The 21,440-nt window shown below is 40.5% G+C and carries 19 protein-coding genes and 1 pseudogene; 4 read left to right on the forward strand and 16 right to left on the reverse strand.

What is annotated here, in order from left to right; translation table 11 throughout:
* Positions 1-48: 48 nt before the first annotated feature.
* The 10 genes and pseudogenes from HMPREF2794_RS14345 to HMPREF2794_RS14390 form a co-directional block, all read right to left on the reverse strand.
* Complete coding sequence (locus tag HMPREF2794_RS14345) at positions 49-1,137, reverse strand: glycosyltransferase (RefSeq protein ID WP_070751749.1); 1,089 nt, start codon at positions 1,135-1,137, stop codon at positions 49-51.
* Entirely contained in the window at positions 1,134-2,003 is an 870-nt protein-coding gene (locus HMPREF2794_RS14350; protein ID WP_070751750.1) for a glycosyltransferase family A protein, read from the reverse strand. The genes HMPREF2794_RS14345 and HMPREF2794_RS14350 overlap by 4 nt, the downstream gene beginning before the upstream one ends.
* Complete coding sequence (locus HMPREF2794_RS14355; RefSeq protein WP_070751751.1) at positions 2,000-3,139, reverse strand: EpsG family protein; 1,140 nt, start codon at positions 3,137-3,139, stop codon at positions 2,000-2,002. Before HMPREF2794_RS14355 ends, HMPREF2794_RS14350 begins: the two co-directional genes overlap by 4 nt.
* 2 nt (positions 3,140-3,141) lie before the next feature.
* Complete coding sequence (locus tag HMPREF2794_RS14360) at positions 3,142-4,314, reverse strand: glycosyltransferase (RefSeq protein WP_070751752.1); 1,173 nt, start codon at positions 4,312-4,314, stop codon at positions 3,142-3,144.
* 30 nt (positions 4,315-4,344) lie between these two features.
* Positions 4,345-5,445: a polysaccharide pyruvyl transferase family protein gene (locus HMPREF2794_RS14365; RefSeq protein WP_070751753.1), complete on the reverse strand. Its 1,101-nt coding sequence runs from the start codon at positions 5,443-5,445 to the stop codon at positions 4,345-4,347.
* Complete coding sequence (locus tag HMPREF2794_RS14370; RefSeq protein WP_070751754.1) at positions 5,445-6,635, reverse strand: Coenzyme F420 hydrogenase/dehydrogenase, beta subunit C-terminal domain; 1,191 nt, start codon at positions 6,633-6,635, stop codon at positions 5,445-5,447. The genes HMPREF2794_RS14365 and HMPREF2794_RS14370 overlap by 1 nt, the downstream gene beginning before the upstream one ends.
* Positions 6,628-8,145 carry a lipopolysaccharide biosynthesis protein gene (locus HMPREF2794_RS14375; RefSeq protein ID WP_240052944.1) on the reverse strand — a complete coding sequence of 506 codons (1,518 nt, stop codon included), beginning with the start codon at positions 8,143-8,145 and terminating at the stop codon, positions 6,628-6,630. Before HMPREF2794_RS14375 ends, HMPREF2794_RS14370 begins: the two co-directional genes overlap by 8 nt.
* A gap of 489 nt (positions 8,146-8,634) precedes the next feature.
* Positions 8,635-8,982 (reverse strand): UpxZ family transcription anti-terminator antagonist, encoded by a 348-nt coding sequence (locus HMPREF2794_RS14380; protein ID WP_070751756.1) that lies wholly within the window; start codon positions 8,980-8,982, stop codon positions 8,635-8,637.
* A gap of 23 nt (positions 8,983-9,005) precedes the next feature.
* Complete coding sequence (locus tag HMPREF2794_RS14385; protein WP_070751757.1) at positions 9,006-9,584, reverse strand: UpxY family transcription antiterminator; 579 nt, start codon at positions 9,582-9,584, stop codon at positions 9,006-9,008.
* A gap of 335 nt (positions 9,585-9,919) precedes the next feature.
* Positions 9,920-10,869, reverse strand: a pseudogene (locus tag HMPREF2794_RS14390) (tyrosine-type DNA invertase cluster 3b).
* Between the two features lie 137 nt (positions 10,870-11,006).
* Between HMPREF2794_RS14390 and HMPREF2794_RS28495 the strand changes: the two are divergent.
* Genes HMPREF2794_RS28495 through HMPREF2794_RS29575 form a run of 3 tightly spaced genes read left to right on the forward strand, consistent with a single transcriptional unit; the run spans position 11,007 to position 11,837 of the window.
* The gene (locus HMPREF2794_RS28495; protein WP_022301147.1) at positions 11,007-11,438 is read left to right on the forward strand and encodes an SH3 beta-barrel fold-containing protein; all 432 of its coding nucleotides are present in this window, start codon (positions 11,007-11,009) and stop codon (positions 11,436-11,438) included.
* 26 nt (positions 11,439-11,464) lie between these two features.
* Positions 11,465-11,626 carry a Lin1244/Lin1753 domain-containing protein gene (locus tag HMPREF2794_RS29570; protein WP_022301146.1) on the forward strand — a complete coding sequence of 54 codons (162 nt, stop codon included), beginning with the start codon at positions 11,465-11,467 and terminating at the stop codon, positions 11,624-11,626.
* 1 nt (position 11,627) lies between these two features.
* Positions 11,628-11,837 carry a hypothetical protein gene (locus HMPREF2794_RS29575; RefSeq protein ID WP_029425653.1) on the forward strand — a complete coding sequence of 70 codons (210 nt, stop codon included), beginning with the start codon at positions 11,628-11,630 and terminating at the stop codon, positions 11,835-11,837.
* Between the two features lie 407 nt (positions 11,838-12,244).
* Here the strand turns inward: HMPREF2794_RS29575 and HMPREF2794_RS14410 are convergent, their stop codons facing one another.
* From HMPREF2794_RS14410 to HMPREF2794_RS14435, 6 genes are all read right to left on the reverse strand, one after another.
* On the reverse strand, positions 12,245-13,096 hold the full coding sequence (locus HMPREF2794_RS14410; protein ID WP_070751758.1) for a FecR family protein: 852 nt from the start codon (positions 13,094-13,096) through the stop codon (positions 12,245-12,247).
* A gap of 9 nt (positions 13,097-13,105) precedes the next feature.
* The gene (locus tag HMPREF2794_RS14415) at positions 13,106-13,696 is read right to left on the reverse strand and encodes an RNA polymerase sigma factor (RefSeq protein WP_070751759.1); all 591 of its coding nucleotides are present in this window, start codon (positions 13,694-13,696) and stop codon (positions 13,106-13,108) included.
* Between the two features lie 76 nt (positions 13,697-13,772).
* Complete coding sequence (locus tag HMPREF2794_RS14420) at positions 13,773-15,347, reverse strand: peptide chain release factor 3 (protein ID WP_010538952.1); 1,575 nt, start codon at positions 15,345-15,347, stop codon at positions 13,773-13,775.
* 30 nt (positions 15,348-15,377) lie between these two features.
* Positions 15,378-16,229, reverse strand: a complete 852-nt coding sequence (gene rfbD, locus HMPREF2794_RS14425) for a dTDP-4-dehydrorhamnose reductase (RefSeq protein WP_010538953.1) — start codon at positions 16,227-16,229, stop codon at positions 15,378-15,380.
* Entirely contained in the window at positions 16,230-16,775 is a 546-nt protein-coding gene (locus tag HMPREF2794_RS14430) for a DUF4924 family protein (RefSeq protein ID WP_070751760.1), read from the reverse strand.
* A gap of 10 nt (positions 16,776-16,785) precedes the next feature.
* Positions 16,786-17,439 carry a LysE family translocator gene (locus HMPREF2794_RS14435; RefSeq protein ID WP_008767802.1) on the reverse strand — a complete coding sequence of 218 codons (654 nt, stop codon included), beginning with the start codon at positions 17,437-17,439 and terminating at the stop codon, positions 16,786-16,788.
* A gap of 212 nt (positions 17,440-17,651) precedes the next feature.
* On the opposite strand from HMPREF2794_RS14435, the gene purL reads away from it, so the two are divergent.
* A complete protein-coding gene (gene purL, locus HMPREF2794_RS14440; protein ID WP_070751761.1) occupies positions 17,652-21,356 on the forward strand; it encodes a phosphoribosylformylglycinamidine synthase in 3,705 nt (1,234 codons plus the stop codon).
* The last annotated feature ends 84 nt before the right edge of the window (positions 21,357-21,440 follow it).

Raw genomic sequence — 21,440 nt, forward strand, 5'->3', positions numbered from 1 at the left:
GGTAAGTGCTCACTGTGTAGCTATAATAAAGCGCTTACACAAGATTCATTATTTCAATTTTAAAAGACGGCAATACCTATCGTTATATTTTTTAGCCATTACACTAATATCAAACTGTAAGGCACGTTTTTTACAACGAGCCGCAGTAGAATCATAGAGTTCAGAATTTCTCATTAATTCAGTAATAGCCTTAGCCAAAGCCTCTGCATCTTGATGTGGAAATAGAATACCATAATTCTTTGTCACTTCCCTCAGTCCATCTACATCACTCGCTATAAACGGTTTACCAACAGACATTCCTTCGATATTAGAAAGCGATAAACCCTCTAAATGCGATGACATAATTACAATATCAGCAGCTTTCAGCAAACTCGGAACGTCCATCCTAATCCCCAAAAAACGTACACGGTCATCTACATTTAGTTCCTTACAGAGATTTTCCAGTATTGATCTCCTTTCTCCATCACCCACTAGCCATAATTCATAATCCTCTTTAGGAAGTAAAGCCATTGCCCGTATCAATGTATCCTGATCTTTCTGATATGTGTAACGAGCAACCATTATCAAAACATACCGTTTATTGTGCTCCCTCAAATCTGTATTTGTAGATGCTGAAGTTACCTTATTAATATCTACCCCATTATATATCGTGTAGATATTTTGAACTTTTTTCTTCAAGTGCTCTCTTATATTTGCTTCCGCTGCATCCGAAATACAAATGATCTCTTTGTAACGTGAATACATCCATCGGTCAATGGGTGTATAATATTTCCAAGCACGCCGACGATTACAGGTACTATGTTCTGTTGTACAAAGTGTAATGTGATAAAAGCAGCTAACAACAGCACTATATAATTGCGGAGCCGTGTTATGCGTATGCACAATATCAAATTTATGTTTTTTCAAAAAGAAATAAAGACGAAAGAGATATATTGGATGATATACATTTTTTATCACTCCGAGAGAATGAATCTTTATTCCCTCTTTTTCCAGCCAATAATAAAAAGGTGTATGACTCCCATCAAACAACAATAATTCAACATCATTATTAAAATCTCGAAGACGAGGTAGAAGATCTACCATCAGTTTTTCTGCCCCTCCTGTTTGCAGGTTGGTAATAATATGTAATATTCTCATAAGTTGTTTTGATCTTTCAAACGAAGTATTAAGCCCAACGGACTCATCAACAATGATAAAAACATATTCATTTTCAACTCCTTGATTCTAGTTAAAGAAATATCATGGGTAAATCTCCAATAATTTATTTGAGCCTTCAACTTTTGTAACAAAGGAATTGGCATATGAGAAAGTTCCGAATAAAAGAGTGCTGTACACTGGGGTGATTTTCGACGAATTCTTATAGAGTTTGCAGTTAAGCCATCTGCACGGTATTCACAAACATATAAAGGTTCTTGTGTATAACGCAATTTATATTTCAAAGCGATGCGATTCCAGACTAATGCTTCCGTGCAAAATCGTTCTCCGACTACAACTGGAAATGGATATTTTTCAAGAATTTTGGTCTTAAAAACTTCAGCCAAATCCCCCGTTATTCCATATTTGTATCTTATATCTAATGCATTAGTGTCTATTATCGTTTCTTTCCAACCTGTTGATACAGAATCTCCATTAACTTGAACTTTTATTCCAGATATTCCTGCAAAATCGTCATCATCAGATATATCTCTGAATATGGCATTAATCTTTTTCAACCCATCGGAAATTATATAGTCATCACTATCAACAATAAAAAAGATTTCACCTTCAGCTTCTTTAACCCCCTTATTAATAGCAACATGCTTTCCACTATTCGGCTGAAACAAATAACGAATCTTGATTTTTCGTTCGAGTTCCCACTGTTTGATAAGTTCTTGAGTATTATCCGTACTACCATCATCAATCAATAACCATTCAAAATCTACAAAACTTTGCTTGCACAAACTATCATACAAGTTAGGCAAAGAATATGCCCTATTATAGGTTGGAGTAAATACTGTAATCATACGCCATTATATAAAAAATAAAATTGAATCATTTCCTTAATAGACAATAGTAATGTAATAGCAAACACCCACCCATACCATCTCACACCATACCCACGCATAAGCATTTCTTGACGAAGGTTATAAGCAAAAATAAATGTTGGAAAATAGAAATAAAGAGAAAAACGAAAGAACCAATAATTAATCGCCGATAACAAAACCATCGCAGAAACGAATATTGTGCACAACAAATACTTATCATAATCTCTCATTACATTAGAATAATACTTGCGATATTTAATGCCAATGTAACTTATGATATAAAAAGGGAATCCTTTAAAAATAGTCAAAATACCAGCGTTAAATCCATCAACGCCTTCTATATAATGTTCAGTTTGCCTACTCAAAACTTCCGAAAATTTCCCGACACTATTTAAAAAAAAATTCAAAGCTACAATTCCCCAAATTAGTCCGACAAATACACCTCCCAAAGTTAATACCCTCACAAGTCTAATTTCCCAAAAGAAGAAAGCAACAAATATCACAAAAGGCAAATAAGCTGCTTCATGAAATAACATAGCACCTACATAAAAAGTTATGGACAACAACCCAAGATACAAATACTTCCTTCTAGGTTTTATAGGTATATCACTTTTGATATCAGAATTATTAAATTGTATCATAAAAGCGATAGCAACCAAGGCTTGAGAAATTGCCTGTTTCAATCCGTAAAAGCCAAATATTGGATATAAAGAACATAATAGAATCAAAAGAGATTTTGGATGCATATTTCTATAATAGCGATATACTACTAGTGTCAAAAAAATATAGCAACCTTCAAAAGAAAAAAACAAGAAATCGGGATTTAAAGATATAGGTCTTAATACCTCATACGTCCAATTTAAGCCATATGACTCTGTTTGACTAACATTCCAAGATGGATCGACATAGCGTATAGCGTAATTTCTACGGTCAGCACTCAATTCTGGATTCCCCACCAATATGGCATAATATCCAAAAGCTAAACTAAACAATATAATACTAGGCCAAGAAAGCCTTGCACCAACCTTATACTTTGATAAAGCTACTCTATACGCAGCATATATCAAAAAGTAATAAAGTATGATCTTAAATATATACATGAGGTATAATTCCATTTCTAATTATCACGAATCAAATTATATATTTTAGTTATTTCCTCACTATTATCTTTAATATGAGACTTCAAATATTCAATATAATTTTGTCTCAAAATTTCATTTTCAAGAAGTTCTATTATTGCTTTCGTAGCACTTTCAACATTTCTTTCACAAATAGACCCATTTAGATGATCAGTGAATTGATCTATCACAGTTGAATAGTTTGCTACAACTATAGGCTTACATAATAATTTAGCTTCATCTAAAGCAATAGATTTCCCTTCATACTGCGACAAATGCACCACAATGTCTGCTTTTTTCAAATAAGGATAAGGATTGTTCTGTATACCTAAGAATTTCACACGGTCGGTCACATCCTCTTCTTTTGCTAACTGGAAGTAGTCGCAATCTTTACTCATATTGCCTATGAACCACCATTCAAAGTCGACCTTGTTACGCTGCAGTTGTCCGGCTACGCGTAAAGCCAAATCGCTACCTTTACTTCGACACACATGCCCCAATGAAACAAATAAGTATTGATGATTTTTCAATGCACAAGGTTCATCAGCAAGACCTACAATTAGTGTAGGCGACAATATATTCTCCATCAATCGCACTTTGTCTGCATATTCCGGAAAGACCTCTCGTAGCGCATTTACACAAGTTTCTGAAATTGTATATATCCTATCAACATGAGCCAAATACTGCCGATCAGCCCTTTCATAGTAATTCCACTTATGATAATCGCTATGAAAAAATGTTATTTTTTTCTTTCCATTTAGCTTATTTACCATATAATACAATTGATGCTGACCTCCATAGTCTATAATAAGATCAAATGGTCGCTCTACAATACAAGGCATTATCTTTGCCAACCACAAGCCAGCATATACCTTACTAATGGAAGCCAAAAACAATTTGAATAAAGAAGCCAACGCAAGCCCCCAATATCCCCATCTCATCAATTCCGCCACTCCACGTACTCCATTTGTTAGTGCCGTGAGTCGCTTATCCATCAACACTTCAACTCCTTTAGGCACATTATTCGTAAAAACACCAGTTGTATTTATCAGCAACAGAGAGATATTATACCCCTCTTTATCAATTACATTGAGCAAGTTAAGCATACTTTTCGACACCCCTCCGCTATCCAGTTTTCCCATAATAAATAGGATACTCTTCTTTCGCTTCATTACAAATTATTTTATCTCTAATATTTAATGCTAGTTATATTTTAAAATACACTGCGTTAAATACTCAATAGTCCTATCATGTTCTTCCTGCAAAACAGAAGATACTACTGCGTAATTTATATCATGCGACAATGCATTAGCAATAGCTTCAGGCGATTCCACCAATTGTTCTTGTAAATGGAGGAATACGAGCAATGAGTTTAACTTTTGCCGATTATTCGAACGTACCAATGTGCAAAAGCGCTTATGAGTAATAATAGAAAAGATAGTACCATGAAAAGTATCCGCTATCACATAATCCGCTCCTTTGAAGAAAGATAAGATCTCAATAGGAGAATTTGGTATCAGTTCATTATCGCACCAATCATAATGACAATAAAGAGAAAATAAGCGTTTATTATGGTTGCTCGCAAATGCGACAATTGCCTGTATCTCTTCCTCTGTTTTAATTCGTCCATTATAAGAATAGATAAGCACGTAATCAGAAAACTCAGGAAGAGACAACCCCGCTATCTCTTTCTGATATCCAAAAGCCAATACAGGATCTAAATGCATCATAGGCTTTTTTCCTATTAGCTGCTCTACTATTTGTGATGAATTATCATCCCGTACAGAAATAGATGACATTGTTTGCATCGCATGCGAGATTTTATCTGCCATATTATGCTTTTGAAGCATAGGTAATGTAGTATATCCAAATGAAGCAGCATAAGATACAACTTTCTTTGCTCCTTCTATTTGCCCAAACAGCTGTAAGGAAAACCCCCATGAACACATTTGACAGCAATTAAAGACTTCATCGCTACCTATAACTACTAAGTCCCATTCCCCCTTGCTATTTCTATTATTACTAATACCTAAAAGAGAGTTATATGAAGCAAATTGTTCTGCATTCCTTTTATCCCAAGCCTTCAATTCATAGCGTTGAGCTAAAGTTCCTTTATACAAATGTTGAACGAGATGCCATGCCCGTAAAAATATTGTATTTTTAAAAACGATTTCTCCCTGTTCAATATCTATAAACTCTATCTCGTCCGCACCACAGTCCAAAAGCATCTGTTTTAAAGCATAAGCCTGTAAAAAGGAACCATAATTGGGAACTCTCTGCATTGACAATATTCCTACTTTCATTATTGTATCATTATTTTACCTAAAACCATTTTAACCAATTTCAGACATCGTTCAATAAATATTACCATCTTTATATTAGAAATATTATATGACGACTTCTTTAACAGACCAGTCATAAGAGAGGCTGTACATGCCTTTCCTGCATTCTTTTTCATCTGTCCCTCCGCAACTGTTTCAAATCGGTACTCTACTAACTCACATCCCTTCAATTGACTGATCAGCATTTTACCTTTGTCAGTAAATGCAACCAATGCGCTTACACCTTCTTCATTGGTTCTATAAGTTTGCCCCCAAAGGTCTCCAACACGAATATCAGCAGCTGAACGATTGTATTTGTACTTACACTGTATCTGACAAGCTGGATTACAGCAATAATCTCCAAGAAATAAATGATAGAAAAGATCACCCTGCGACAAACGAGAATTATAACAATATTTCTCTTCCTTTATTAGTATATCATAACTATCGTACCTATCCATCTTTTCACCACAATGTTCACCGTCCATGCTAATAGAGTAACTGTCATGCCAACCAGTCTGTTTATTACGCCATGAGACATTGGTTATTTTACCAATCTTACGTTCCACCATTTGAATATATTTCTGCCATGCCCACATGGAAGGTACGCTATGACAGAAAAAATCCATCAGCACAAAATTATCTTCTGCTTTAAACTTTCGAATATAGCGACGAAAAGAATCAATTTGACAGGGAGTTCCTGTTATCAAGTATTTTTCTTTCTTGTTAACTGCAGCAAAACCGTCCACTGTATAGCTCTGTATATATTTGCTTCCGATAGAAGGTATCAGTTCCTTCAAATTTGTAGCAATATAATGTTCCGCCCTATTCTTCTTAACATTATATCTGACTCCACACACTTTATAACCTTTCTCAAGCAAATGCCGTCCTATTTCAAAGCTAATCCCTCCAGAGGAACACTTCCTACGCACTTGTGAATCTTCACTCCACGCAGCATACGCTTTTGGCTGTTTTTGATCTACCTTCAGAACAGAATCATCATTATAAGCACAGACAGAAAGACACAAACCACATTCTGTACACCCCGCATGAACGACCAAAGGAACATAAAATCCATTAGCATTCAGCGATATCGAAATGACCTTTCTAGGACAAGCAACAGCACAAACGCCACAACCATAGCAATCTTTTAATGAAGATATGTTATTCATTAACACATTTTTTTTTGATACTATTTTGTATAAACAACCTCTCTCCTTTATTTAGACCAAATACATAGACCATTATTAACATAATTGCCGCAGAAGTAAATGTTATTATCCCTAAATTTAGCCATCCGCTATACATTCCGTTCAGTAAAAAAGGAATTGGGATAGTCAGCAAAGTAACGACTAATGAACTTAATACCACCTCCTTCAAGTATCGTAATACAGGTAGTTGAAGCAAACCTTTCAGGTAGAATATACGAACAATGTAAATTATTCCATTGATCATTACTCTTATCCCCCAGACAGATAAAGGTGACAGGCCTTCCTTCAATGCCCAATAAGCCAATGGTAAATTCAATACAATAAGCAAAGACATTATGATTTGATAATTGCGAATATTACCTACAGCTTGTACGGACAGCCATAAGGGAGCCGATATAGCATCAATCAAAGAAAATAGCAGAATCAGCCGACAAAAATCAGCAGTATATTGAGGGACTATATCTAACCATACTGATAAAATGAAATCCATGCAGAACATAGCTGGTATTGCCAATAACAACAACAGATAATAAGAAAAACGGGATGAACGAAAAACTAAATTCATAAATTCATCTTTTCGTCCCAGAGCATGTAATTTAACCAATTGAGGAGTAAAAGCTAGTTGAAAATTCCCACATAACTGATTTAGCCCATTTATCAACTGGGTAGCCATTCCCACAGCCGCATTGACACTCACCCCACAGAATATATTCAAAATAATATTCACACCCTGACTAGCCCCCATATTAGATGCACTGCCTAGAAGACTCCACCCAGAAAAACTCAATAATTGTTTTAAAATTACTTTATCCCAAACATAATGAAAACGTGAAGACACAAAATGACGATTACAATATATTTTATAGATCAAAGTAATTATAATAAAAATAATGCAGCTCAATAGGGAAAGTATGATTAGCTTATCTACATCCACCCACATTAACAATACAAAAGCGATTCCCAGTTTCAGCCCGACTTCTATAATACTAAAATAAGCATAAAAATTCATTTTTTCATTTGCTATAATAGTTGCGTTATAGGGGACACGAAGCAAATTAGTTATAAAACCTATCAAGGTGAACTGATAAACCACATTTGCCGCAGACATCCTTTCCGGAGGGATATTCATTTGTGTATTCAGAAACCACAATCCCAAAGTTTCACCAATCACAAGAAAAACCAAAGAGAAAATGATATAAACAATCATACTTGAAGAAAATATCTTCTCTAACCTCGCCCGATTACCTTTACCCATTTCATAATTAAGAAAACGCTGAGTAGAAGTAGACATACTATTACTAACAAATGATAATAAAACAATAACGCCTCCTACAATATTATAAATACCAAAATCTGTTTCTCCTAGCACTTGAAGATAAATTCGTGAAGTATATAAAGTCACTGCCATAATGAGAAACATACGGAAATAGAGATAGAGAGTATTCTTTGCAATACGTTTATTATCAGTCACTAGCATGCCGTTTTTTTTAAGAACTCATTATATACTATAATACCTTAACGGTATGGTAGCCCACTTTGAGTTATGTTTTTGATTAATAATGTAAGCGTCCAAAACTTAGTATACACCACTTAGGACAGATGTCTGAGGGTATCTGCCAAAATCTTGAAACACGATTTTTAATATTTATTATTTGATTTGAAACTTATAGTCTGCGGAAGTAGATTCTCATAATCGCCCCTTCCGGCCTGTACGACCTTCGTCTGACGTTTGCGTAACCAGCCATAAAATGACTTATAGGGAATGCCATGCTGACCACAATAGGAACTTATCGAAATTCCCTTAAATTGTCCCTCGATAGTGTAGAGAAATCATAACTTCTCGACATCGGTAGTACTGCACATAATTATTACTTTGGGGACAGAGCAAAGGTAAAGAAGTTAAACATCATGGGCAATACGTCGTTTTTGGACGCTTACCAATGAGTGCTTACCACTGACTTTATACATTTACGTATTCTTTGCAAACTGTAAGCAAATCATCTTTCAAAGGTGAAGGAGGAAGATTTGTCAGAAGCTCCAAAGAACGGACAAGGATATTGTCCCTTTTCAAATCATCTTCCCAACCGGCATACATACTTACACTATATCCCAACAGTAGGGCAAGACATAAAGAAGCATCTTGCTCCAATGTGTTGCCACGCAGAGGATATAATTCATTCATTTCATCGTGGATATCTTTATTTAATTGGGATAAGTCATCGGCATACAAATAACTGCCGGAACATTCGATGTGAAGTAAACGATGAGCCAAATTATGAAGATGAATTATTTTATCCTGTAATTCCATTATAGAAATATGATCCAGACTCGTCAGACTACGGTTTTTACAGGTTCAACATACCCGATAGGCATATCTACACATGCACACCCCAGCATATTCAAACGAACGGCAATCTTACTTTTACCATCCACATTAACCAGTTCACCAACTAATCCGGTCAGAGGACCTTTGATCACACGGACCTGTTCGCCACGAGCCAAAGGGGAACTGTTCATGCTAACTGATTCCGCGGAATAATCAAGCATGAAACGGAAACGAGCCATCTGCTCGTCAGGAATTACAGCAGGACTACTCTCACCGCGCATCACCATGTAACGGCTGACAGTAGAAAAACTCAGAACTTCCATGCGTTCCTTTGGGTCTACATGTACAAAGACCATCATCGGAAGTAAAACAGAGGTGATCATCTTACGACGGTCGCTCCATTGGTGGAGTTCTTGTTGAACAGGAATGAAATTCTCGATTCCCATCTTGTCCAGACGTTCGGAAACCTTCTTTTCATGGTGCATCCGAACCAAAGCTACATACCAGCGTTTTGAGTGTGCTACGCCTTCCCCTGTCCCATAAATAGGCCCAGCATTAAGTGATTTCTCTTTTCTTAAAATCATGTTTTTTTACCCCATGTTTTTCCGTTACTTCTTAGGTAACTCACAAACAGAGGGCAAGCAAAACAGGGAACTTTTTTCAACGAAACTATGAGAAGATGACTATTATCTTGGAAATAGAGCAGATGTGAAGGTGTTTTTCAAAAATTAGAATAAAAAAAAGACATAACACGAATATTGCAATATTCGCCAGTTATGCCTGCATTTGATTCATTTTCCGAAAATAATTTCATTTTTGTTTGCGTATTTTCATAAATATGTCCATCTTTGCGCCATAAATCATTCCGTTACCTAAGAAGTAACACACACAGACAAACACTGTATATCAGTAATTTAAATCATTTCATCCTATCTAAACAACATTTTTTAGCGTAAGATTAATTCTTCGATTTACTTCCGTCCGATCTTTCAACTCAAACCCTTTCAGGTAAATCTGCGTCGTCTTGATCGATTTATGTCCCAGTGACTCACTGATCATCTCGATAGGAACCCCGCGATATTTGGCAGTAGTGGCCCACGAATGACGAAGCGTGTAAGACGTGACGGGAGATTTCAAGTGCAGGGCTTTTGCTAACCCCTTCAGGCAATAATTGAACTTCCGGAGAGCAGACTGATATTCACGATAAGCACGCTCATCTTTCCGTTTTTTATCACCGCGAAGAATCCCGAACAGATAATCCGGGCAATTCGGACGGGACTCCTGCCTGTTCCGAAGCTGGTCCAGCATCTCCTTAGCACTATCCAATACCTCAACACTGATAGGAGTCTTCGTTTTGATACGATTATAGCGCAGCACACCACTGTCCAAAGCCGATTTTTCCAGATGCGCCAAATCAGCGAAAGACATCCCACAAAACTGGAACATCAGGGTAGCAATAGACTGCGTACGACGTAAACGCTCCGATTGAGGGTCGTCATACAGAAGCTTATGCAACTCCGACATAGGTAAAGCCCTTTTCTGCCGTACGTCCACTCCCGTATAAACATCGCGAAACAGATACGGGACATAAGGCGCACTCCCCGCCTCTACCCCACGGTTGTAAACACTACGCAGCATACGCATATACGTAGAAATCGTATTTGGCTTCAAGCCACATTCGTAAAGATGCTGCTCATAACGCCGCAAACGCTCACGCGTCACTTGCCTGAACGACACACTATACCCTCCACAAAACTTGGTAAAAGAAAGAAGGGCATTCTGATAAACATGCGCCGTAGAATAGCGCCCCTCCTTTCGCAAACGACCGATGTACAGTTCCCCACACCGGCTAAATCCATTTTTACTCATCATTTGCATCACTAGTTATTTTATATATAATACCATTTGGCAAAGAACAAAAAAACATCGCTTTTTATAAGTCCCCCCATCGTTGGTATAGCTTTAATTAACATTTTGTTTTTTTTAATATATATAAATTAGTTAACATGAGGAAAAAATCATCCCCCGAAAAGGAAAAAATGCAACCATCAGAATGCGATGCTTGCAAGAGATGCAAACTCAATGTAAATCAACAGAATGAAGAGTTTATCAGCAAAGAGGAACTGCACAAAAGAAATGGCATCGCCGAAGGAAAAAATGACTACTTTACTTTGTACCTGCAGCTGTTTTTCAAAGGAATCATTATTCATGGACACTCCAGATCCATCCGGCAACACGGACATGCCATGATTGCTTTCCACAAGCAAGACGGAACTTCCTGCCTGGAACAAGGAACGCTGGTAGGATATGAAAAATTCTTCCATCGGATATACCGCATCACACAGGAACAGGAATCAATCGTTTACTGGAACATGGAACAACATGCGTGGAGAAGATTTATGATTGAGAATCTGCTGGAATGGAAAGCAAACGTATAACATCAACAAATAAATATATACATAATATGAGCCTAGAATATACGGGGATACCTTATTTCCCCTTGACATCCAACTTCTTTGAAGAAGATGTACCCGAACTGCTGGAAGCCAAATTTGGCATCAAAGCTTCATACCTGTTAATCAGACTGCTCTCCAAAATCTACAAAGAAGGATATTACATCACCTGAGGTGAAGAACAATGCATCATTTTTCTTCGCAAAGTACCATAAGGTCAGCAACCTCAAAGAGATGCAAAGCATTCTGCGCTTGTCTGATTATGGAAAAAAGGGAACCTCCGTATGGAAATTGCTGTCAAACACCAACTGGAATAAAATAGAAGCTCCGGGAAGGTATATCATTGCCGCGCTGACAGCAGGAAGAAGAAAACCGGCAGATTAAAGCCTGCATATTTTTCAACAGCAATGCGGGAGAAACCCCTCCGGTTTTCTCCCGCATTTGGAAAACAATAAAATTAAACTCACTTAATAATCCGCCAATTCGTTCGCTATTGCTTTCTTGAAAGACTAATTGGCATCATTCTTCGTTTTTTCCATGAGACATGTCCTCTTAAGCAATTTAATTCTTAACCTAATTATTAATTCAGTCCCCTTCACATTCTGTCTGATCATTGACAGTTCATCCACCTACTAACTATTGTCTGTTTATAAATCGTTCCTTATATTTATAAGAGGAGCTTTCTTTCCTTTTTTACCAAGAAAAATAAAAGAAAAAACAGATTTAATTTAAAAACGCCCTTCAGAGTACTCTGAAGGGCGTTTTTAAATGGAAGTTTTTTTTCGCTCCGTCTATTCCAAAATGACTTTCTGCCCATTCAACTGATAACTGATTCCCAAAGAACCAAATACTCTTTTCAATGTTTCATGCAGATCTTTCGTCAGGATGGTTCCGTTATAGTACAGTTCATTATATTTTTCACACCCTACCACTTCCACATCAAATATATGCTGAATATCCGCTACTACATTGACCAGCGGATCATCTTCATAACCGAGCACTTCGGGCAGTTCTTCTTTTTCCTGAACAGGGCCGATCTCATTTTCATCACAGCGTACACTTTCGCCTGCCTTCAATGTCTGCTCGCCAATCGGTGTTTCCACTTTGACACTTCCCTCTTCACAATTGACAGTGATCGTTTTTCCTTCCTGCTCAACCAAAAATTTTGTACCTAACACTGTAACATCTCCGGCTTCTGTTCGTACAGTAAACGTCTTGCCCGGAGTCACATCGAAGAAGGCCGATCCGAGCAGATTCAGTTTACGCCCCCAAAGCCAGCTCACTTTGTTATAAGACAAAGTTGAGTTTTGCATCAGTTTCACAGAACTACCATCCGGTAGCCTGTAATCGACAGCTACCGCTTCAGACGTAATCTTCTCTTCCGAAGCAAAATAACAGGTACCTGTTCCAAAAAGAAGAATAAACATAGCCGCTATTCCCCAATAGACACGATTACTCCTGCGGAGTATCCATTTCTGTCCTCCCACAGTGTTCTGTCTGCTTGTTAATGCATCCGCACGTTTTTCTTCACGAAATTCTTCTAACTTCCTACCAACTACAGACTTCCGTGCAAACAACTCACCTTTCAGAGGGAGTTTACCGTCCTCCATATATTGTTCCAGAAGTTCTTTACTATTCTCCATATCCTCACCTCAATTAAAAATCCATAAATTAGCAGCTACAGTCAATAAGAAAGACTTACTCAATCGCTCTCTCAGTCTGGATATTGCCATGTGGGTAGTATTGTAAACAGTACGGGAAGTCAGTCCCATCACTTTGGCTATTTCGTCCGAATCCAGTTTTTTATAATACTTCAGGTACAGTACCTCTCTCTGCTGCTTTGTCAAGCCATTTATTTCTTTCTGCAGCACTTCCAACTGCTCTCTTTCTAGTTCGGAACGGATAATCGCTGTTTCTATATCTATCTCCAAATCGAATCTATATTCGCTTGAATTGACTTCGTCCAATGATGTGAATACGCCATTAGCAGTTCTCTCCAACTCATTCAACAGCATGCGCTTCAGTGCCACACACAGGTAAGCTGATACGGACTGAGGCTCGGAACAACTCTGCCTCTTCTCATACAGATAAACGAATAATGACTGAATGGATTCAGTCACCAGATCATCGTCACTGGCAATCTTCATCCCATATCCGTAAAGTAAATCCGAATATTCACTGTAGAGTTGCCGGAATGCTTCTTCATCCCCATGCTGGATTTTCTCCCAAAATGTTGTATTCATTTCTCCTTCCCTTATTTACAAGTAACATAATTCTTCCCCTTTTACCAATTATTTTTGTTAAATTCCATCAAGCAGACTAAAATTCACTTGTGAAGTGGAATTTAATATGCTTGAAATCCATTTGTGCCATCTGAAGCACATAGCCCGAATCGGCAAGGAACACATCGCGTCCTTCCCTGTCCTTCGCCATATATTGGTATTTACGTTTTTTGAAAGCTTCCAGTTCAGCAGGATCATCGCTTTCTACCCAACAAGCCTTGTACAAACTTACCGGTTCCCAACGGCAAGAAGCATTATACTCGTTCAGCAGACGATATTGGATGACCTCAAACTGCAACTGTCCGACTGTACCGATAATCTTGCGACCGTTGAACTGATTGACAAACAACTGCGCCACACCTTCATCCATCAGCTGGTCGATACCTTTTGCCAACTGTTTCTGCTTCATCGGATCGGCATTCTCAATATACTTGAACATCTCCGGCGAGAAGCTGGGCAATCCGCGGAAATGGAGCAATTCTCCTTCTGTCAGTGTATCTCCGATCTTAAAAGTGCCATTATCCGGCAAGCCGATAATATCTCCTGCATAGGCTTCGTCAATGGTCGTCTTCCGCTGTGCCATAAACTGGGTAGGCGATGAAAAACGCATGGTCTTGCCATGGCGGACATGCTGATAGGGTGCATTACGCACAAATTTACCCGAACATATCTTACAGAAAGCTACGCACGAACGGTGATTCGGATCGATATTGGCAGTAATCTTAAAGATGAATCCGGTAAATTTCGGTTCATCCGGCTTCACTTCACGCTCTTCCGCCTGTACGGGACGAGGACTGGGAGCAATCTCCACAAAGCAATTCAACAATTCCTGCACACCAAAATTATTCAGGGCAGAACCAAAGAATACAGGTGCACAATCTCCTGCCAGATAAGATTCCACATCCAGTTCCGGATAAACGCCTTCAATCAGCTCGAGGTCACCACGCAACTTATCTGCCAACGGTTTACCGATCTGCTGATCCAGTTCTTCCGTATGAATATCAACTGCCACCTTCTCTGTCACCACCTGCTTGGAAGGCTGGTACAAGTCCAGTTTATTCTCATAAATATTATAGACTCCCTTGAAACGGGCTCCTTGTTCGATAGGCCATGACAACGGACGTACCTGAATCATCAGTTCTTCTTCCAGCTCATCCAGCAAATCAAACGGGTCTTTTCCCTCACGGTCCATTTTATTGACGAAGATAATCACCGGAGTTTTTCTCATGCGGCACACTTCCATCAATTTACGGGTTTGTGTTTCCACACCCTTTGCACCGTCTACTACGATGATAACGCTGTCTACAGCTGTCAGCGTACGGTATGTGTCTTCGGCAAAGTCCTGGTGGCCCGGAGTATCGAGAATATTGATCTTGTAGTCCCGATAGTCAAATTCCATCACGGAAGTTGTCACCGAGATACCACGCTGCTTCTCGATTTCCATCCAGTCAGAAGTAGCCGTTTTCTTGATTTTATTACTCTTTACCGCACCAGCTACCTGAATCTGACCACCGAAAAGCAACAATTTTTCGGTCAAAGAAGTCTTACCGGCATCCGGATGCGCAATAATGGCGAATGTTCGCCGTCTCTGTATTTCTGTATTATCTGCCATACGTTTATATTTTTTTAATGAAGAATGAATTTAATTCATTTTCTTCATCCATTCGTCCAAGCTCTCCTCCCAATGAGGAATTTCGATGCCGAACGTTGTTTTTATTTTTGTTTTATCAAGTACGGAATAAGCAGGACGGTTCGCTTTTGCCGGATATTCGGCTGTATGCAGCGGTTTCACTTTGCACGAGGTTATTCCTGCCAGGCGATGGATCGCTACCGTGAAATCGTACCAGGAGCAAACGCCTTCGTTGCTGAAATGATAGACTCCACGAACGATTCCTTTATTGATAATAGTATAGATAGCGCGTGCCAGATCATTGGCATAAGTCGGAGTGCCTATCTGATCGAAAACAACTCCCAGACTGTCACGCTCTTTACCTAACCGGATCATTGTCTTCACAAAGTTATTGCCGAATGTAGAATAAAGCCATGCGGTACGGATCACTGCCGATTTCTCACAATTATTCAATACAGCATATTCCCCTTCGAGCTTTGTGGTGCCATATACCGAATTCGGACATGGATCGCATTCTTCTGTATAAGGAGTATGGGCGGTGCCGTCAAAAACATAATCTGTAGAAACCTGAATCATTGCAGCGTCATGAAACTGTGCAGCACGTGCCAACTCTTTCGGTGCCTCACAATTCAGTTTATATGCCAGTTCCGGATCATCTTCCGCCTTATCCACAGCCGTATAAGCCGCGCAGTTTACAATCATCTCAATCCGTTTCTCACTGATGTAAGCCCACACTGCCTCTTTGTTACAAATATCGAGTTCCCGGACATCTGTAAAATAATACGTGTGTTGCGGATTCTCTTTTGCAAGTACCTGCATTTCGTTGCCAAGCTGACCATTGGCACCCGTCACTAAAATTCTCATTTATTCATCAAGTTTTAATTCACCTTTCCGGTCTTTATCATAATAGTTTGCCAGCATGGAAAGAAAGCTGCTGATCGCTTCAATCGCTTTCAGCGTATCATCGCTGATCGTTTTCTTTTGCAGACGGAGCAGGAATACACCATACAGTGCCTCAAAGCAAGTCTCCAGTTCCGGTTCCTCTTTTTTACCCCCTTTGTTCCGCAATTCTACTATAAAGGGCAACGCCTTGAAATAAGCGGCACTGTAGAAAGGGAATTTAGGAGAAGAAGACAGTAAATTATGAAGTTCCGTCAGATTGATTATGATATTCTTATTGATCTGCAAATGGCCTTTTTCGCGTACCCCTTCCTCGCTCATCATCGTGATCAGATTGCCGTACCATTCTCTCATGGCAGGACGCTGGTCTTCCGGATAGCGGGCAATTACATTAGCCTCCATCTCTTCCATCTCACAATGATTAGCGCGAATCAGGTCTTCTTCTTGCCACATATATATAAGGTATTCGGCAATATTCTTCTCTTTAAGCTTTTGTGCTATCTGATTCATAGTTTTTTTCTTAATAAAGTGATTCTCCCAGCAACGTATAGATCAGCCCTGCCACGGACACCAGCATCACAATGCTTCCGATGACACGGTTCAATATCCAGATACCCCGCAGATTGAACTTTGTACGTACCTTATTCACAAAATAAGTGATTCCAAGCCACCACACCAACGCTCCGGAAGCGATGGCAAGATACCCTGTAATTTCCTCGAACACCACGACTCCCGGCTGCACAAAGGCAAAACGGGCAAAAAGACCGATGAAAAGGAATATAATCAGGGGATTGGATAGCGTAACGAAAAAGGCGGTGATGAAATTGTGGAAATAAGAACCTTTGTTGGACGAAGCCGGGCGAATGGACTGCACCGGATTGCTGCGAAAGGTGTAGATTCCGAAAAGAAGCAGCATTATGCTGCCCAGCAACTGCAAATAGAAAATATTCTTGTTAATATAATCAAACACAAAGCTCATACCATAACCTGTCAACAGAGCATATGCTATGTCGCTTAAAGAGGCTCCCAAACCTGTCACAAATCCATACCAACGACCTTTATTCAGCGTTCTCTGAATGCAGAGAACTCCCACCGGGCCGAGAGGTGCGGACACAACAACGCCAATAATAAAGCCTTTAACTATTATATCGAATATTGTCTCAATCTGAATCATGCCGCAAATATCGCACTTTTTTATGAGACGAGGATAGGATATTAACGTTTTTTCCACACAAGAATCACTATATATAGCGATAACAAGTAAAACGCAGATGGAAAACAAACATATTAAATAAGATAAAGGAATTTATTCTCTATTTTTTTCCTGCGACGAACGAAATTGCTTATCTTTGCGCCACAGAAAAATCGTAAAATCAAAAAATAAACATGATTCTTTTTTTCAGAACCCCTTCCAAGAGCGTGATTGCCGTAGAGAGCAACCATCAGCTCACCCCGGACGAAAGTAATAAACTCTGCTGGCTTTTTGGAGAAGCCGTGACGGAAAGTGAAGAAAACCTGAAAGGCTGTTTCGTTGGTCCACGCCGCGAAATGATTACCCCTTGGAGTACAAACGCAGTAGAAATCACCCAGAACATGGGACTTGAAGACATTCTCCGCATCGAGGAATATTTCCCGGTAAAAGATGAAAATGCCGACTACGACCCGATGCTGCAACGCATGTACAAAGGACTCGACCAAAACGTATTCACCACCAACCGCCAACCGGAACCCATCATCTATATCGAAGACCTCGAAGCCTACAATGAAAAAGAAGGTCTGGCTCTCTCGAAAGAAGAAATGGACTACCTGAAAAAGGTAGAAAGTGACCTGGGACGCAAACTGACTGACTCTGAAGTCTTCGGTTTCGCACAGATCAACTCCGAACACTGTCGCCACAAAATCTTCGGTGGAACTTTCATCATCGACGGCGTAGAACAGGAATCGTCCCTGTTCCAGATGATCAAAAAGACCACACAGGAGAACCCGAATAAAATCATCTCTGCTTACAAAGACAACGTAGCCTTCGCCGAAGGTCCGGTAGTGGAACAGTTTGCCCCGGCAGATCATTCCAAACCTGACTTCTTCCAGGTGAAAGATATCAAGAGCGTTATCTCACTGAAAGCGGAAACTCATAACTTCCCGACCACCGTAGAACCGTTCAACGGCGCATCTACCGGTACAGGTGGAGAAATCCGCGACCGTATGGGTGGTGGTAAAGGTTCATGGCCGATCGCAGGTACTGCTGTCTACATGACCTCATATCCCCGTACAGAAGAAGGCCGCGAATGGGAGGAAATTCTTCCGGTACGCAAATGGCTGTACCAGACTCCGGAACAGATTCTGATCAAAGCATCCAACGGTGCTTCCGACTTCGGTAACAAGTTTGGCCAACCGCTGATCTGCGGCTCAGTGCTGACTTTCGAGCATACGGAAAACAAGGAAGTATACGGTTATGACAAAGTAATTATGCTTGCGGGCGGTGTAGGTTACGGCACACAACGCGACTGCCTCAAAGGTACTCCGGAAGCAGGAAATAAAGTAGTGGTAATCGGTGGTGACAACTATCGTATCGGACTGGGGGGCGGTTCCGTATCTTCTGTAGATACCGGTCGTTACAGCAGCGGTATCGAATTGAATGCCGTACAACGTGCCAACGCGGAAATGCAGAAACGTGCCAACAACGTAGTGCGTGCACTCTGCGAAGAAGATGTGAATCCGGTTGTTTCTATCCATGACCACGGTTCGGCAGGTCACGTCAACTGTCTGTCGGAACTGGTGGAAGAATGTGGTGGTCTGATCGACATGAGCAAACTTCCGATCGGCGACAAGACATTGTCCGCCAAAGAAATCATCGCCAACGAAAGCCAGGAACGTATGGGACTTCTGATCAAAGAAGAAGCCATCGAACATGTACGCAAAATTGCCGAACGTGAACGCGCTCCGATGTACGTAGTAGGTGAGACAACCGGCGACCATCGCTTTGCTTTCCAGCAGGCAGACGGCGTACGTCCGTTCGACCTTGCCGTTGAGCAGATGTTCGGTTCGTCTCCCAAGACTTATATGATCGACAAAACCGTAGAACGCCATTATGAAATGCCGGAATACGAATTGTCGAAATTACATGAATACCTGACCAATGTGCTGCAACTCGAAGCAGTAGCTTGTAAGGACTGGCTGACCAATAAGGTAGACCGTTCGGTAACAGGTAAAGTAGCCCGCCAGCAATGCCAGGGCGAACTTCAGTTGCCATTGAGCGACTGCGGTGTCGTAGCACTCGACTATCGTGGCGAAAAAGGTATCGCTACTTCTATCGGTCATGCTCCGCAAGCTGCATTGGCTGATCCGGCTACCGGTTCTATCCTTTCCGTATCCGAAGCTTTGACCAACCTTGTCTGGGCTCCGATGGCAGAAGGTATGGACAGCATTTCTTTATCTGCCAACTGGATGTGGCCATGCCGCTCACAGGAAGGTGAAGACGCCCGTCTTTACACTGCCGTAAAAGCATTGAGCGACTTCTGTTGCGCACTGCAAATCAATGTTCCTACCGGAAAAGATTCTTTGTCGATGACACAGAAATATCCGAACGGCGAGAAAGTGATTTCTCCGGGAACAGTGATTGTTTCTGCCGGCGGTGAAGTATCCGACGTAAAGAAAGTCGTATCTCCGGTATTGGTGAACAACGAAAAGACCACTCTTTATCACATCGATTTCAGCTTCGACGAACTGAAACTCGGAGGTTCCGCTTTTGCACAATCTCTGGGTAAGGTAGGCGACGACGTACCTTGCGTACAGGATGCCGAATACTTCCGCGATGCTTTCCTTGCCGTACAGGAACTGGTGAACAAAGGACTGATTCTGGCAGGACATGATATCTCGGCAGGTGGATTGATCACCACATTATTGGAAATGTGTTTCGCCAACGTTGAAGGCGGTATGGAAATCAGCCTCGACAAGATGAAGGAACAGGATATCATCAAGATCCTGTTTGCTGAAAATCCGGGTATCGTTATCCAGATCAGCGACAAACATAAAGAGGAAGTGAAGAAGATTCTGGAAGACGCCGGCGTAGGCTTCGTGAAATTGGGTAAACCGACCGACGAACGTCATATTCTGGTTTCCAAGGGCGACGCCACTTATCAGTTCGGTGTTGACTATATGCGTGATGTATGGTATTCTTCTTCTTACCTGCTCGACCGCAAACAGTCTATGAACGGCTGCGCCAAGAAACGTTTCGAAAACTATAAGATGCAACCGGTTGAATTCGCTTTCATGCCCGGCTTCAAAGGTAAACTCTCTCAATATGGCATTACTCCGGATCGCCGTACTCCAAGTGGTATCCGTGCCGCTATCATCCGTGAAAAAGGCACGAACGGCGAACGTGAAATGGCTTACTCACTCTATCTTGCCGGTTTTGACGTGAAAGACGTGACAATGACCGACCTGATCAGCGGACGCGAAACACTGGAAGATGTAAACATGATTGTTTACTGCGGTGGATTCTCCAACTCCGATGTACTCGGTTCAGCCAAAGGATGGGCAGGAGGTTTCTTGTTCAATCCTAAAGCAAAAGAGGCACTTGATAAATTCTACGCACGCGAAGATACGCTTTCACTGGGTATCTGCAACGGTTGCCAGTTGATGATGGAACTGGGACTCATCAATCCGGAACACGAAAAGAAAGGTAAGATGCTGCACAACGACTCACATAAATTCGAATCGACTTATGTAGGCCTGACAATCCCGACCAACCGCAGTGTAATGTTCGGCTCATTGAGCGGTAGCAAGCTGGGTATCTGGGTGGCTCACGGAGAAGGTAAGTTCTCTCTGCCTTACGATGAAGACCAATATAACGTAGTGGCAAAATACAGCTACGATGAATACCCCGGCAACCCGAACGGCTCCGATTATTCTATCGCAGGTCTTGCCAGCGCAGACGGTCGCCATCTGGCAATGATGCCTCACCTCGAACGTGCTATCTTCCCGTGGCAGAATGGTTGCTATCCTGCTGACCGTAAGAACAGCGATCAGATTACTCCATGGATAGAAGCATTCGTTAATGCACGCAGATGGGTAGAAGAAAAGACTAAATAAAAAATCTTTCTATAATTAAAACGGAGGCTGTTATTATTATAAAGTAACAGCCTCTTATTTTTGCCTTCTTCTCCATACCTAAAG

It is taken from the genome of Bacteroides sp. HMSC067B03 (genome assembly GCF_001811315.1).
In the GTDB taxonomy this organism is placed as follows: domain Bacteria; phylum Bacteroidota; class Bacteroidia; order Bacteroidales; family Bacteroidaceae; genus Bacteroides; species Bacteroides faecis.

Excerpts from the sequence above, each read along its gene's own strand:
- HMPREF2794_RS14345 (WP_070751749.1), bottom strand. The coding sequence starts at position 1,137 with ATGAGAATATTACATATTATTACCAACCTGCAAACAGGAGGGGCAGAA.
- HMPREF2794_RS14350 (WP_070751750.1), bottom strand. The coding sequence starts at position 2,003 with ATGATTACAGTATTTACTCCAACCTATAATAGGGCATATTCTTTGCCT.
- HMPREF2794_RS14355 (WP_070751751.1), bottom strand. The coding sequence starts at position 3,139 with ATGGAATTATACCTCATGTATATATTTAAGATCATACTTTATTACTTT.
- HMPREF2794_RS14360 (WP_070751752.1), bottom strand. The coding sequence starts at position 4,314 with ATGAAGCGAAAGAAGAGTATCCTATTTATTATGGGAAAACTGGATAGC.
- HMPREF2794_RS14365 (WP_070751753.1), bottom strand. The coding sequence starts at position 5,445 with ATGAAAGTAGGAATATTGTCAATGCAGAGAGTTCCCAATTATGGTTCC.
- HMPREF2794_RS14370 (WP_070751754.1), bottom strand. The coding sequence starts at position 6,635 with ATGAATAACATATCTTCATTAAAAGATTGCTATGGTTGTGGCGTTTGT.
- HMPREF2794_RS14380 (WP_070751756.1), bottom strand. The coding sequence starts at position 8,982 with ATGGAATTACAGGATAAAATAATTCATCTTCATAATTTGGCTCATCGT.
- HMPREF2794_RS14385 (WP_070751757.1), bottom strand. The coding sequence starts at position 9,584 with ATGATTTTAAGAAAAGAGAAATCACTTAATGCTGGGCCTATTTATGGG.
- HMPREF2794_RS28495 (WP_022301147.1), top strand. The coding sequence starts at position 11,007 with ATGAGGAAAAAATCATCCCCCGAAAAGGAAAAAATGCAACCATCAGAA.
- HMPREF2794_RS29570 (WP_022301146.1), top strand. The coding sequence starts at position 11,465 with ATGAGCCTAGAATATACGGGGATACCTTATTTCCCCTTGACATCCAAC.
- HMPREF2794_RS14410 (WP_070751758.1), bottom strand. The coding sequence starts at position 13,096 with ATGGAGAATAGTAAAGAACTTCTGGAACAATATATGGAGGACGGTAAA.
- HMPREF2794_RS14415 (WP_070751759.1), bottom strand. The coding sequence starts at position 13,696 with ATGAATACAACATTTTGGGAGAAAATCCAGCATGGGGATGAAGAAGCA.
- HMPREF2794_RS14420 (WP_010538952.1), bottom strand. The coding sequence starts at position 15,347 with ATGGCAGATAATACAGAAATACAGAGACGGCGAACATTCGCCATTATT.
- rfbD (WP_010538953.1), bottom strand. The coding sequence starts at position 16,229 with ATGAGAATTTTAGTGACGGGTGCCAATGGTCAGCTTGGCAACGAAATG.
- HMPREF2794_RS14430 (WP_070751760.1), bottom strand. The coding sequence starts at position 16,775 with ATGAATCAGATAGCACAAAAGCTTAAAGAGAAGAATATTGCCGAATAC.
- HMPREF2794_RS14435 (WP_008767802.1), bottom strand. The coding sequence starts at position 17,439 with ATGATTCAGATTGAGACAATATTCGATATAATAGTTAAAGGCTTTATT.
- purL (WP_070751761.1), top strand. The coding sequence starts at position 17,652 with ATGATTCTTTTTTTCAGAACCCCTTCCAAGAGCGTGATTGCCGTAGAG.